This is a genomic window from Veillonella sp. KGMB01456, assembly GCF_023051165.1.
Taxonomy (GTDB): domain Bacteria; phylum Bacillota; class Negativicutes; order Veillonellales; family Veillonellaceae; genus Veillonella_A.
Map to the genome: position 1 here is coordinate 1 of NZ_JALKIG010000019.1, position 14,560 is coordinate 14,560.

Here is a 14,560-nt window from a genome sequence, read left to right on the forward strand (position 1 = left end):
ACCCTTTATCTTTGTCAAAAAAAGATAAAAGTGCTACAAACCCAGTATTTATCTAGGTTTGCAGCACTTTCTACACACACTTTTTGTCCTATAACTCAATTTTTTACCGACCCCCAGTTTAACTGGGGGTTTTGTCATGCCTATTCGGCGTACAAAAAAAAGGGTGTAGAATATTCACTTATTTGTGAATCTCTACACCTTTTTTCTCATATTTCTTATTCGTTTGTCTTATGCGTTTTTAGCTACTTCAACGAATTTAGCGAAAGCAACCATATCGTTAACAGCCAAATCAGCTAACATTTTACGGTCAACTGCAACGCCTGCTTTAGTTAAGCCGGCGATGAAACGGCTGTAGCTCATACCGTTCATGCGGGCAGCCGCATTGATACGGGTAATGAACAATTTACGGAATTCGCGTTTTTTCGCACGACGGTCACGACGAGCATAGTATAATGCTTTCATTACCGTTTCGTTTGCTTTTTTGAACAAACGACTACGTGTACCGCGATAGCCTTTAGCTAATTTTAAGATTTTTTTATGACGTGCATGAGCAGTTACGCCCTTTTTCACTCTAGCCATTGTATATTTCCTCCATTATCCAGTAATTTTAACTATTAAGCGTATGGTAAACATTTAGCAACGCGTTTGTAATCGGCTTTGCTAACCAAAGTTGCTTTGCGAAGATTGCGTTTACGAGCCGGGGATTTCTTTTCTAAGATGTGGCTCTTGAAAGCTTTCGCACGTTTGAATTCACCGCTACCGGTCGGTACAAAACGTTTAGCCGCTGCACGGCGAGTTTTAATTTTTGGCATGATTAGTTTCCTCCTCAATTATCCTTTTTTTGCTAATATCATCGTCATGTTTCGCCCTTCAAGCTTAGCTGCTTTCTCAACAACTGCCTGTTCTTCCAATTCTTTGGCAAAACGGGTTAATACATTCTGACCCAATTCAGGATGGCTCAATTCTCGGCCACGGAACATGATGGTAACTTTTACTTTGTTACCTTCTGCTAGGAATTTACTAGCATTCTTCATTTTTACATAGAAGTCATGATCTTCAATATGGGGACGAAGCTTTACTTCTTTTAAAGTAAATGTCTTCTGTTTCTTTTTAGCTTCTTTTTCGCGCTTCTGTTGCTCATAGCGATATTTACCGTAGTTCATAATTCGACATACCGGCGGCTTACCGTTCGGTGCCACTTCCACTAAGTCCAATTGATGTTCTTCGGCTAACGCAAGAGCTTCACGAGCCGACATAATACCTAATTGCTCATTATCGGCACTTACCACACGAACTTCACGGGCGCGAATCTCTTCATTAATACGCGGCGTATCTTTGCTAATAATAGTCACCTCCAACAAATTATTTTCTATAATAAAAAAACGGACGGCATAATGCCATCCGTAACTGATAACTAGTTAGATATTCAACCCGTTATTTCGAGACAACAGGTGAGAAGCGGATGGCCTCTACTTCATTCAACTTCATTATGATAACAAATCTAAAAGATCTTGTCAACCACTATTTGCTCTTTTATTTCGTTAACTTTGATAGTATATCATAGTTTGAGCGTTCAGTCAAAGCATCTGCTACAGACTAAAATGCTCAACTAACTATAATTACTAAGGCAATCTTTGCTTAAATTTATACCTTTATCGGCTACTTCACTGAGTAATATTCTTTGTACCATGCCACGAATTTCCCTAATCCCTCTTCAATCGTAGTTTCCGGCTTAAAGTCAAAATCCCTTTCCAATTCACTTACATCGGCATAGGTCTGATACACATCGCCCGGCTGCATCGGTAAAAATTCTTTTTCAGCCGTCTTCCCTAATTGCTGTTCCAAGACTTCGATAAAATGCATAAGCTGTTCCGGTTTATTATTGCCAATGTTATACACCTTATAAGCATCCCCTGCTTCATTTTTAGCCGGCGGATTACATAGCATCCGTTCAATCCCTGCCACAATATCGTCAACATAGGTAAAGTCGCGATACATATCACCCTTATTGTAGATCTGAATCGGCGTTCCGCTCATAATCTTGTTGGTGAATTTGAAGTAGGCCATGTCAGGACGACCATATGGACCATATACGGTAAAGAATCGTAAGCCCGTAGTCGGAATGCCATACAAATGGCTGTATGTATAGGCCATGAGCTCGTTAGATTTCTTTGTGGCCGCATATAGACTGATTGGATGGTCCACATTATCCGTTGTGGCAAATGGTGTCTTCTGCTGATTGCCGTATACCGAGGAACTGGAGGCGAACAACAGATGCTCTACCGGACTATGACGACAGGCTTCCAAAATATTGAAGAAACCCATCATATTCGATTCCATATAGGCTCGCGGATTGTCGATGCTATAGCGAACCCCCGCTTGAGCCGCCAAATTAACTACAATATCCGGTTTGAAGTTTTCAAAAAGACCGTTAACAGCCACTTCATCGGCTAGGTTCCCCTTTACAAAGGTAAACTTTGAATATGCCTTCAGAATCTCTAAACGACTTTCTTTTAACGACACATCATAGTAATCGTTCAGATTGTCAAAACCTAATATCGTAGCCCCTTTATCGAGGAGCAATTTTACCAAATGAAAACCGATAAATCCGGCCGCCCCGGTAATAAGAACTTTTTTAGTTATATCAAATTCTTTATAGGAAGCCATTATTGCCCCACAATCCCTTCTCAAACCACTCATTATTACTGAGCAAAATTTCCATTTAATTTACTAAATAATATGCTCCGTTCTAATTAATCTCTGTCAAATAAATCTCGCGTATAAACCTTATCTTGCACATCCGCCAAATCATCAGACCAACGGTTTGTAATGATAACATCGCTCATGGCTTTGAATTCAGCCAAATCACGAATAACGCGCGAACGGAAGAAGTCATCAGCTTCTAATGTTGGTTCATACACAACAACTTCAATACCTTTCGCTTTAATGCGCTTCATAACCCCTTGAATAGCCGAAGCCCGGAAGTTATCAGAGTCGCTTTTCATCGTCAAACGATATACGCCAACAATTTTCGGTTGCCGCTCAATAATCATATCGGCGATATGGTCCTTACGCGTGCGGTTAGCTTCTACGATAGCCGACACCAAGTTCTGAGGCACATCATGATAGTTAGCCAATAATTGCTTCGTATCTTTCGGCAAGCAGTAACCACCGTAACCGAAGGACGGATTATTATAGAAATCACCGATACGCGAATCTAAGCATACGCCCTTAATAATTTCAGCTATATTTAAATTGCGCATTTCCGCATAGGAATCAAGTTCATTGAAGTAAGCTACGCGTAATGCCAAATACGTGTTGGCAAATAATTTAATTGCTTCCGCTTCGGTAGAACCGGTAAAGATAATCGGAATATCCTTTTTAACGGCCCCTTCAGCCAATAAATTGGCAAAGACCTTAGCTCGATCTGACCGTTCGCCCACAACGATGCGAGACGGATATAAATTATCATGCAAAGCCTTGCCTTCACGCAAGAATTCAGGCGAGAAAATAATATTTTCTGTGTTATATTTTTCGCGCATCTGAGCCGTATAACCAACCGGAATCGTTGATTTGATAATCATAATGGCGTCCGGATTAATATTCAATACCTCTTCAATAACAGCTTCTACGGACGATGTATCAAAGAAGTTTTTCTTCGGATCATAATTAGTCGGCGTGGAAATGAGGATGTAGTCGGCACCCACGAACGCTTCTTTAGCATCCAGAGTTGCTTTAAAGTTAATATCATCACGTTGCAAAAATGCGGATATATCCGCATCAACAATCGGTGACTGCCCTTTATTCAGCATGTCTACTTTTTCGGGAATAATATCCAACGCCACCACTTCATGATGCTGTGCCAGCAATAAGCCGTTGGATAAACCTACATAACCGGTCCCGGCAATTGCAATTTTCATCTTCGCCACTCCTAATAATCAAATACTTCAAACATTCAATTGCTGCCTAACTTTAATAATTAAGCTGCTAATCTTTATTCACCTAATTCTTCTTGTTGCCGCCCAATTTATAAATCACACGCAACACACTGTACCAGAAAATACCTTGCAAGAATTTACCGTAATGGCCCTGCTTTTTCTGGTAGTCGCCCCATTGCTGGAAATCATGGTAGTTTTCCGGCTTTTTCACCGGCAAGACATGCGCAATCGTCTCCCATGGTGCCAAGGCATTATATTTACGCCACAAAGCATCAATATCGGTCAACACCATTTGCCAAGGTTTGCGACGACCCGTCCAATGAGCAATAACCGGTTTGCCGTCAAATTCAGCAGCACCGCCGTACGCATTAAAAGCAGCCGGCAAGAAATATAAATCACCATCAAATACTAAATTCAACACGTCCTGGCTTTGCCCTTTGAAACGACTAGGCGGTTCATTCTGATACGCAAAGGCCTTTTCGGTGATTTGGTCTATTTCCCATTGGGTAATATCTATAACCATAACGCCATCGTTAAAATATTTACCGGACTTTAACTTCAAATGACCGGCTCGATACGCAACGGATTCCGGTGTTTCCGAAACAGCACCCATAGCCTTGCCCTGCAAATCCATGTTCCATAATTCAGTAAGCGAATCGCACACCATGGTGTCCGCATCAAGATAAATAAACTTATCGCTGTATTCCTTAATGACTTTAGGCATATAAATTCGGGCATAGGTAATTCTGGAAAAACGCGCCACTTTAATATGGAAGTCGTTAAACGGCGTCATGTCGAGCAAGTACACAATGCAATGACATTGCCACTGTTTGGCCATTTCTTCGATTTTTGCCAAATTTTCCGGACTGTAACCGTCCACAAAAATATGAACCACAAAGTTTTTATCTTTGTTATTTTCCAGTACCGACACAACCGAAACGCCCATGATATGAATGAACCCGTCATTGACATTATAGGCGATGTGGTAAGCACCTTCATCCGTGCTCGAGTAGTTAAAATCTATTCGCTCTTTTATGAAATTTTTTATTTGAAAAAAATCTTTTGAAAATGTTTTCATCTGTTTATCCACCTATAGCTTGCCAAAATTTTGCCCAATGAATTCGCATAAGCTGTCTTGCAAGGGATTTTCCGTGCATATCTTTACTCAGTTGTGGCATAACCGCATCATTAAAACGAGTTTCTTTTAACGCCTCATAATATATGCCGTTAAATGCTTTTTCATAGGTAAATTCCCACGGTTTATAGCGCCCCGCCCAGTGTATTACGGCCGGGCTTTTCAAGGCCTCAATGGCCTTTTTACGCCACTTGGCACTACATAGAATTTTTAGTGGCAACGAGAACACCGGCGGTATAACATTCCAACGGAGCGGCAATTCCTGCCAATCATTTTTAAACACTTTATTCAAACCGTCCTGGTCGTGGTGACGAAATTGATTCGACGTAATCTCAGCTAGTACTGCATTGCCATAATTTTTGACGCGCCACTGAGACACATCAATGACCATCATACCGGAATTAAAGTAGTCATCTAACTCATGTAAGCCGATAGATGCATGTTTTTCACGACGACTACGTTTGGATGACATAATACCTAAATCAACCGTCGCTCCCACCGGATGACCGCCCAATGACAGCTGCCAAAGTTCGGCCACATCACCGGTCACAACTAAATCCGTATCAAAGTAAATCGCCTTCTCAACATGGTCGGGCAACAATTCCGGAATCATTAAACGTAAATAAGCCGCTTTACTGATGTGACCGCTGGTAAAGCCTTCGATGGCGTCACCGTCCACGGCTATCAGCTGTACTCGGCCTTTTAAATCGTTAACCGTGTCTTTAATTTTCTGTTGCTTCGTTTCACTTATACCATCACTTAAGATATACAATGAAACTCGTTGCGGCTCAGTCGTATGAAGTAAGATAGAAGCCGCCGTTACGGCCGCGTGCTGTGCATAATTATCATCAGCCGCCAATACTATAACTATATCATCCATGCTTATTTACCCTTTTCCCGTTGCTGCAATTCATGCAATTTTACATATTTCAGCATGGTATAAAATGCGTGCTGATAGGAAGAAAACACGCCCATCCAGCCATCTAAAAAAGCACCTTTTAAAAGTAAAGCTCGCAAGCCGCCAACAAAGGAGTGCGAAAATGCTTTTCCCAGTGTAATACGCTTGCCTTTAGAATACTGCTCTTCAGCCCAAATTGTCGTATAATGATCGGCCTTTTGAAGCCAATGATGCCAGCTTTCATAGGAGTAGTGATCTAAAGCACCTTTTAGTATCGATTTTTGCAAATTCGTTTCCGGATGCTCATGCACTTTGCCTACCCAGGTAACCGCTTCGCGGGGAAATAATCGATAAACGATGTCCGGTGCAAAAATGCCATGTTTAAACCGATGGCCGTTAAAGATAACTTCGCGTTTTAAACCATATTCGCCCACACGGTTCTCCACAACAATGTAGCGAATTTCTCGGCACATTGTTTCATCCATGCGTTCATCCGCATCCAAATACAACACCCAGTCAGCCGAGGTTTGTTCTAAGGCGAAGTTTCGCTGCGCCGCAAAATCATCATCCCAGGCGCGATAACGAACTATTGCCCCGTTTTTTTCGGCAATGGCTACTGTATTGTCCGTACTACCGGAGTCGATAATGAGTACTTCATCCGCACATTGCTTCACATTCTGAATGGCTGCTTCGATATGTTTTTCTTCATTTTTTGTCAAAATAATGACGGCTAGTGAACTCACTGATTCGCCTCCAATTACTCCATACTGTACTAGTTGATCCCTATTTATTGCAACTGATTAAAATCTATTCTCCCGCGCTCTTTTGTCCTACTTCGTCTTCTCTAGCCGGCAAGCTTCTATGAGCAATGGCCACAGCGATTTCGTTCAAATGCAAAATACCGACGCCTACATAAATGGCCACGCTGATGTGTTCACGATAACGGGCAATGCCGATTTTACCGCCCACATTGAGGCCAATGGCCTTACGTTTGAGTTGTTCCAACGCTTCTTGGGTAGCCCCGATAACGGCTCCTTCGCCGATGTGATTATCGGCTACTACTTTTTGACGCTGAGCTGCTACGACGGCATGTTCTATAATTTTAGGAATGGACTGTACGAATTGACCGCCAAAGTCAACCGCTACGGAGCGAATTCCTTTTTCTTGTAATTCTTTACGTAATTCTTGTTCTTTTTGACGCGATTCTGTAATCGCCAACTGCAATGCTGCCCGTCCTACCGCAATACTGTTATATTCCATGATAGTCACCTTCCTACCAATCTACCAATTTATCTCTATCTTAATATTATATCACCGGTTGAAGATATTCTCCAACCGGTGATATTGAAAGTCTATTTCTATGTTATTTAAAATCATAAAATTCAAATTTAATTCAATTTATCTTGTTGCATCTTTTGAATATAAGGGAGCAAATTAACTAGATTACTCTGCTTATTCTGCAAGTTTTCAGGGGCTATTGAGTACTTATCTTTATGACTCATTTTATTATAATACAGTCTATTATTAGTGATTGATTGACATCCTAACCAATAGCTGCCATGATTTTTACTAATAAAATCAGCAACTTTATTTCCTTTTTTATAATCCATAGCACTTAAATCATCACTAGTAAGGTTTGGCCTTCCAATACAACACGCTACCCAATATTCAATTTCAGGGCCGGTCAAAAAAATAGTATTCATATTCGATAAAATATTCACCTTTTTTATCATTTCATTTAACAATCTTCTCGCCGATTCATCATTTTGAGCTTTGTCCAAATCCGCAACAATAAAGAATATCGGATATAAATCCTTGTTGCGTTCTACATAATTGGTAAACTTACCATAGCCACCACCATCAATACTTTTAACAGTAATGTACTTATAATCTTTTAAAACGTCTTTTAAAATTGATTCTTCACTTGGACCCTCACAAGCAATATGAATTTTTAAATGACTCGATTGAATTATATTGCGTTTTCTCCGCTTATACCCCACTTTTATACCTCGAATTCCCTTTGTAAAAATTTAACAGCTAACCTCTTATTGCTACTACGTAAATCAAAATCCGCCAATGAATTTATTTCAGTAGACAAACAATCATTTTTTGAAAGAATATAAATCTGCTCCGGTGCAAATAAGTCTAGGTTCAATAATTCTAAATTATGTGTTGATACTATTAATTGACCGGATCTATTTCTACCATTATTAATCATATTGTTATAAATAAGCATTAGTGAACGAGTACTAATAGAAGAATCTAACTCATCAATTACTAATGTTTCCCCATCATAAATCGACAACAATTTAGCTAATAATGACACTATTTTCTTTACCCCACTTGATTCATCCGCTATATTTTGTTTAATATTATTATTTTCTCTTCGAGAATATCTATGTAAATAAATCTCATATGTTTTTTCTTCCAAATCATATAGCTTAAAGCTTATATCAACAATAGAACTATCAATTTGTTGCAATAATTCCAAAGCTAATGCTTTATTAGTCTCAATCTTTTGCTTCGTTATTTCAGAAAATTCATATCGTAGCCCTTTATCATCTAAATCATAAGAATTGGTTATTACCACACTAATCTTTTTAACTGCTTCCATAAACTCATCATATTCTTTATGAATAAAATCTTTAAGTTTTAAAAGCACTGGCGACGTTGAGCGGATTGAATAGATTTCTTCAATTTTATTGTCCAACAACTCACTTTGTAAAATATTCGAATCAAATGTAAAAATGTTCTCTTCGTTCTTTAATAGAGCTTCACTAACTATATAACCGTCTCTATTAATTTTTATTTTATATTCGTAATAATCTCGCCCTTTTGATACTACCAATTCAAAGCCCATTTGAGTATTATACCAATTAAACCATCGAGGATCAGGAAACTTTCCTGTATTTAAAATATATCTCAATGTACTTAATGCTAAAATTACATTTGTTTTCCCCACTGCATTATTGCCAAAAAATAATATTGACTTGCACTCCCTAAACGGGCTTTCTAATACATAGTTCTCTTCATATTTGGTATTTTTTATACGTTGCTTGTTGAACGCTGTAAACGATATTTCTTGACGCTCATTAAACGACGTAAACCCTTCAATCGCAAAATTCAGAATCATATATAACACCTCCTTTTTCTTTATTATAACAAACCTCCCCAAAAAGATAAACCGAAAATCGGTTTATCTTTTAATTTTTATTAAAGATATTTTCAACGCTAAACTCAATGGCTTTAGGACAAAATAATTATTGTAATAATCGCTTAAACACAAAAAAGGCACGAGATTTTCATCTCGCACCTTTCATTCTCTCTATATGCAGTTCAAACTCTCTTAAAGTTTCTAAAGCTTTTAAAATCTATACGGTTCCAATGCCCCTACAACTTCACTCACATGATTCAAACCGCTTGCTTCGCAGTACTCATGCATTTCACGTGCAATGTTACCGATGGCACATGGATCAACCATGGTTGCTGTACCGACGGACACGATATCCGCACCGGCCAACATGAATTCGATGGCATCGGTGCCCGTCATAATGCCGCCCATGCCCATAATCGGCAAGTCGATGGCTTGCGCCACTTGATGCACTAAGCGAAGGGCCACCGGTTTAACGGCCGGACCGGATAAACCACCGTACAAATTACCGAGTACGGGACGACGTGTTTTAATATCAATCGCCATACCAAGTAAGGTGTTGATAAGGCATAAGCCGTCAGCACCGGCTTCTTTAACAGCCGTCGCAATTTCCACGATGTCCGTTACATTCGGCGACAATTTCATGATAACCGGCAAATTCGTGTTTTCACGAACGGTTTTACAAACGGCCGCCGCCGATTCAGCGCATACGCCGAAGGCCATGCCGCCGTTTTTAACATTCGGACAGCTGATATTGACTTCAAGGCCCGCAATGCCCGGCACAGACAATGTCTTCGCCATGAATGCGTACCCTTCCACGTCGGCCGCCGAAATATTTGCCAAAATCGGCACATCGTATTGTTTCAGTTCTGGTAAAATATCCCGTACAAACGCTTCCGCACCAGGGTTTTCCAAACCGATACAGTTCAATACACCGGACGGTGTTTCCGCAATACGGGTGCCCGGATTACCGTTCCGCGGCGTCGGCGTTAAGCCTTTCACCGAAATGGCGCCCACTTCGTTGCTGAGGTCAAGATAATCGGCATATTCAAAACCGAACCCGAAGGTGCCTGAGGCAGCCACAATCGGATTTTTCATCTTAATCCCGCAGAATTCAACAGCCAAATCTTTATAAGACGGCTTTTTACCGTTCAAATCTTTGCTGTGATCCATAGTCTGATAGTCTTTTTCACCGTGTAAATTGGCGTCTGCACCGTGATTGGCATGCATTTTAGTATCTGAGGTATTACTCATTGAAAAACACCTCCTCAGCGGCAAATACAGGGCCGTCCTTACATACTTTGTAGCGTTTGCCGCCACGGCCGTCACAGCCGCAACCTAAGCAGCCCCCCGTGCCGCAACCCATGCGTTCTTCAAGGGATACTTGGCAAGGCACGCTGAATTCGGACGCCACTTTCGCAACGCCTTTCATCATTGGGGTCGGACCGCAAGTCAACACGCTCGTAAACCCAATGCTCGCCACCTTTTCAGAGGATTCAGACTCAGCGGCGACTACATTCTCAGCAGTAGCAGCAGCTTCAGCGCCTACAGAATGTTCACCGGCCGCTTCACCGTGTAAAAACGGCGTTAACTGACGCGCTATTTCACCGCGTTCAGACTGAATGAGTTCCGGCATAATAGCTGTCGGGAACCCTTTCGTCCCAACGGAACCGTCATCGGTAGTCACATAGACCGGCACATCATAGGCTTTAAACAAGTCGGCCCAGAAGGTTTCCGATTCATTGCGGAAGCCGAGCACGACGGTTGCTTTTTTAGCCGCCACCGGTTTAATCACTGTTTCGTCTTCTTCATTGGTGTAACGAGTTGTATCTTCAATTTCGTTCAATTTTGACGCAATGCAGAGCATCGGTGCAATGCCGACACCGCCGCCCACGAGGAGCATGTTGTCGGTCATTTCAAAACGACTGCCCAAAGGGCCCAAACAATCGAGGGTATCCCCTTCTTTGAGGTGCGTCATCATGTCCGTACCGGTCCCCACTACGCGATACAAGAGCGTAATGGTGCCTTCAATTTTATCAAAACCGGCATAACTGATGGGACGGCGCAATAAAGGCGCCGTTCCGCCGGTTACTCGTACATTACAAAATTGGCCTACTTCCGCTTCAGCGGCCTGTTTCGGTGCATACAGATCCATAATCCATACATCGGCACCAATTTGCTCATTGCGGAGCACTCGCGCCATTTCTACATAACCGCTCATTGCGTGTATCACTCCATCTCAAAATCTTGTAACGCTTCGACTTCAATCTTAATTTCTTCATTAGCTCGACCGGCTACTACACGCAATACTTCGCGTGCCGTATCCAAGGATGTCAAGCAAGGGGTGCCCATTTCAACGGCCAAACGACGAAGCTGGAAGCCTTCGCGTTCAGGGCGTTTGCCGTAAGTCAAGGTGTTCAACATCAAGTCAACTTCACCGCGACGAATCAAATCGGCACAGTTGTTTTGACCTTCGTGAATCTTGTTAACAATGACACATGGAATACCATGTTCTTCGAAATATTTGCCCGTACCGCCGGTTGCCTGAATGTGGTAGCCGAGGTCGATAAAGCCTTTGGCAAGACGTGCTGCTTCTTCTTTATCACGGTCCGCTACGGTCATGAGGATATGGCCTTTTTCAGGAATGCGCATGTTGGCGCCATGAATGGCTTTGAACAAGGCTTCCGAATAGGTACGACCGATACCCATAACTTCACCGGTGGATTTCATTTCAGGTCCCAAAGCGATTTCTACGAGGCCCATTTTGGAGAACGAGAATACCGGCGCTTTAACAGCTACATAATCTTTAGCCGGTACCAAACCGGTCGGTAAGCCCATGGATTTAATCGTTTCACCGAGAGCAATGCGCGTTGCATATTCAATCATGTTGATGCCCGTAACTTTACTGATGAACGGTACGGTACGGCTGGAACGCGGGTTAACTTCGATAACATTGAGTTCACCGTTAGCTACGATGTACTGAATGTTTACGATACCTTTTACATTCAAACCGCGAGCAATACGCTGGGTGTAATCAACGATTTGGTTCGTAATTTCTTCAGACAAATGCTGAGCCGGATATACCGCAATGGAGTCACCGGAGTGAACGCCGGCCCGTTCAATCTGTTCCATGATGCCCGGGATACATACGTCTTCGCCGTCGGCGATGGCGTCAACTTCCACTTCCATACCCACCATATAGCGGTCGATAAGTACCGGATGATCTTTGGAGGCCACTACCGCTTCTTTCATGTACACGTCAAGTTCTTTGTCGTTGTACACGATTTCCATGGCACGGCCGCCGAGTACATAGGACGGACGCACGATGAGCGGATAGGATAAACGCTGCGCCGCAGCCAACGCTTCTTCATGGCTCGTTACCAAGGCCCCTACAGGACGTGGAATACCGAGTTCGGCAAGGAGCTCGTCAAAGCGTTCACGGTCTTCCGCCATGTCGATGCTGTCCACGGAAGTACCGAGGATTTTAACACCCCGTTCAGCGAGAGGACCTGCCAAGTTAATGGCTGTCTGACCACCGAACTGAGCGATTACACCGATTGGATTTTCTTTGCGGATAACTTCCATAACATCTTCCACGGTAAGTGGCTCGAAATACAAGCTGTCCGATGTATCAAAGTCCGTACTTACTGTTTCCGGATTGTTATTGATGATGATAGACTGTTTGCCGGCTTTGCGAAGAGCCCAAGAGGAATGAACGGAGCAGTAGTCGAACTCTACGCCCTGACCGATACGAATCGGACCGGAGCCGAGTACGATAACGCTGTTTTCACCGCGAGGTACCACTTCGTCTTCCATAGCATAGGCACTGTAGTAGTATGGCGTATGGGCTTCGAATTCGGCCGCACAGGTATCTACATATTTGTAGGTTGGGAATAATTTCATGTCCTGACGTTTAGCCAATACGTCGTCAGCCGTTACATTGGCATAGCGGGCAATCACTTTGTCCGGCATGCTGTAGCGTTTCGCCTGACGAAGGTTGTCTTCCGTAATACCTTCGGAGGCTAATTTCTTTTCTAAGGTTACGATGTTCTTAATCTTATTGATGAAGAACATGTCGATTTTCGTAATAAAGTGGATTTTTTCCACGCTGATGCCCGCACGAAGAGCCTGAGCCACTACGTAAATGCGTTCATCATCTACCAAACGAAGACGTTCGATGAGCTGTTCCGGTGTTTCGTGAGCAATCTTTTTGAGCTCAATATGGTCGAGACCGATTTCCAAAGAACGGATGGCTTTTAAAAGGGAGCCTTCCAGGGTGCGGTCAATGGCCATAACTTCCCCGGTGGCCTTCATCTGAGTCCCCAAGGTACGATCGGCCAAGTTGAATTTTTCAAACGGCCAACGTGGGAATTTCGTTACCACATAGTCAAGGGATGGTTCGAAGCAAGCTTTCGTTTCCCCCGTAACAGCGTTAGTGATGCTGTCCAACGTCATGCCGAGGGCAACTTTGGCGGCCACTTTGGCAATCGGATAGCCCGTTGCTTTCGACGCCAACGCGGACGAACGGGATACACGCGGATTTACTTCGATTACATAGTACTGGTTGCTGTACGGATCCAAGGCGTACTGTACGTTACAGCCCCCTTCGATTTCAAGGTAGCGAATGATGTCTACCGATGCGGTACGAAGCATTTGGTACTGAATATCGTTCAACGTCTGGCTTGGTGCCACAACGATGGAGTCCCCCGTGTGAACCCCTACCGGGTCGATATTTTCCATGTTACATACGATAATGCAGTTGTCCGCACTGTCGCGCATAACTTCATATTCCACTTCTTTCCAGCCCGCTACCGAGCGTTCAACGAGAATCTGATGAATCGGGCTGAGTTTGATGCCGCGAAGGGCAATCATGTACATTTCTTCTTCATTGGCCGCAATGCCGCCGCCCGTGCCGCCTAAGGTGTAAGCCGGACGAATAATAATCGGATAACCGATTTTATTGGCAAATTCAACGGCTTTATCTACGTCGCTGAAAATATCACTTTCCGGTACCGGTTGGTTGATGCGTTCCATGGCTTCTTTGAAAAGTTCACGGTCTTCCGCCTGTTTAATAGCCGCCAAAGTTGTACCCAACAATTTTACGCCGTATTTTTCAAGAATACCCGCTTCGGATAATTCCACCGCCATGTTGAGGCCTACCTGGCCGCCCAAAGTAGCGAGCAAGCCGTAAGGACGTTCTTTGCGGATAACTTCCGTTACAAATTCCAAACTGATTGGTTCAATGTATACGCGGTCCGCAATGTCGCGGTCCGTCATGATGGTTGCCGGATTGGAGTTTACCAGCACTACTTCATAGCCTTCTTCGCGAAGGGAGCGGCAAGCCTGGGTACCGGCATAGTCAAATTCTGCTGCCTGGCCGATAATAATCGGGCCCGATCCGATAACGAGTATTTTCTTATTTTCCATTGTCATTGGTC

At 43.0% G+C, this 14,560-nt stretch carries 14 protein-coding genes and 1 other annotated feature; all 14 genes read right to left on the bottom strand.

Annotated features, from left to right (window positions below; genetic code table 11):
- Positions 1-228: 228 nt before the first annotated feature.
- The 14 genes from rplT to carB all read right to left on the bottom strand — a co-directional run bounded on the left by rplT (position 229) and on the right by carB (position 14,555).
- On the bottom strand, positions 229-579 hold the full coding sequence (rplT, locus tag MXE28_RS06785) for a 50S ribosomal protein L20 (protein ID WP_021841290.1): 351 nt from the start codon (positions 577-579) through the stop codon (positions 229-231).
- A 35-nt stretch (positions 580-614) separates the two neighbouring features.
- On the bottom strand, positions 615-812 hold the full coding sequence (gene rpmI / locus MXE28_RS06790) for a 50S ribosomal protein L35 (protein ID WP_006555054.1): 198 nt from the start codon (positions 810-812) through the stop codon (positions 615-617).
- Positions 813-830: 18 nt separating this feature from the next.
- Positions 831-1,352: a translation initiation factor IF-3 gene (infC, locus tag MXE28_RS06795; RefSeq protein WP_006555055.1), complete on the bottom strand. Its 522-nt coding sequence runs from the start codon at positions 1,350-1,352 to the stop codon at positions 831-833.
- 16 nt (positions 1,353-1,368) lie between these two features.
- Positions 1,369-1,481: a sequence feature (ribosomal protein L20 leader region), on the bottom strand.
- 178 nt (positions 1,482-1,659) lie between these two features.
- The gene (locus MXE28_RS06800; RefSeq protein ID WP_021841291.1) at positions 1,660-2,667 is read right to left on the bottom strand and encodes an NAD-dependent epimerase; all 1,008 of its coding nucleotides are present in this window, start codon (positions 2,665-2,667) and stop codon (positions 1,660-1,662) included.
- 86 nt (positions 2,668-2,753) lie between these two features.
- A complete protein-coding gene (locus MXE28_RS06805) occupies positions 2,754-3,920 on the bottom strand; it encodes a nucleotide sugar dehydrogenase (protein ID WP_247239980.1) in 1,167 nt (388 codons plus the stop codon).
- An 82-nt stretch (positions 3,921-4,002) separates the two neighbouring features.
- Positions 4,003-5,016 (bottom strand): glycosyltransferase family 8 protein, encoded by a 1,014-nt coding sequence (locus tag MXE28_RS06810; protein WP_021841293.1) that lies wholly within the window; start codon positions 5,014-5,016, stop codon positions 4,003-4,005.
- 4 nt (positions 5,017-5,020) lie between these two features.
- The gene (locus MXE28_RS06815; RefSeq protein WP_021841294.1) at positions 5,021-5,953 is read right to left on the bottom strand and encodes a glycosyltransferase family 8 protein; all 933 of its coding nucleotides are present in this window, start codon (positions 5,951-5,953) and stop codon (positions 5,021-5,023) included.
- A gap of 2 nt (positions 5,954-5,955) precedes the next feature.
- Complete coding sequence (locus MXE28_RS06820; protein WP_021841295.1) at positions 5,956-6,714, bottom strand: glycosyltransferase family 2 protein; 759 nt, start codon at positions 6,712-6,714, stop codon at positions 5,956-5,958.
- Positions 6,715-6,778: 64 nt separating this feature from the next.
- Positions 6,779-7,231 (bottom strand): HutP family protein, encoded by a 453-nt coding sequence (locus MXE28_RS06825; protein ID WP_156704305.1) that lies wholly within the window; start codon positions 7,229-7,231, stop codon positions 6,779-6,781.
- 128 nt (positions 7,232-7,359) lie between these two features.
- Complete coding sequence (locus MXE28_RS06830) at positions 7,360-7,971, bottom strand: hypothetical protein (RefSeq protein WP_021841297.1); 612 nt, start codon at positions 7,969-7,971, stop codon at positions 7,360-7,362.
- 2 nt (positions 7,972-7,973) lie between these two features.
- Positions 7,974-9,104, bottom strand: a complete 1,131-nt coding sequence (locus MXE28_RS06835) for an ATP-binding protein (RefSeq protein ID WP_021841298.1) — start codon at positions 9,102-9,104, stop codon at positions 7,974-7,976.
- 231 nt (positions 9,105-9,335) lie between these two features.
- On the bottom strand, positions 9,336-10,295 hold the full coding sequence (locus tag MXE28_RS06840) for a dihydroorotate dehydrogenase (RefSeq protein ID WP_156704317.1): 960 nt from the start codon (positions 10,293-10,295) through the stop codon (positions 9,336-9,338).
- Between the two features lie 73 nt (positions 10,296-10,368).
- Positions 10,369-11,343: a dihydroorotate dehydrogenase electron transfer subunit gene (locus MXE28_RS06845; protein ID WP_247239981.1), complete on the bottom strand. Its 975-nt coding sequence runs from the start codon at positions 11,341-11,343 to the stop codon at positions 10,369-10,371.
- 8 nt (positions 11,344-11,351) lie between these two features.
- Entirely contained in the window at positions 11,352-14,555 is a 3,204-nt protein-coding gene (gene carB / locus MXE28_RS06850; RefSeq protein WP_021841301.1) for a carbamoyl-phosphate synthase large subunit, read from the bottom strand.
- Positions 14,556-14,560: the final 5 nt, after the last annotated feature.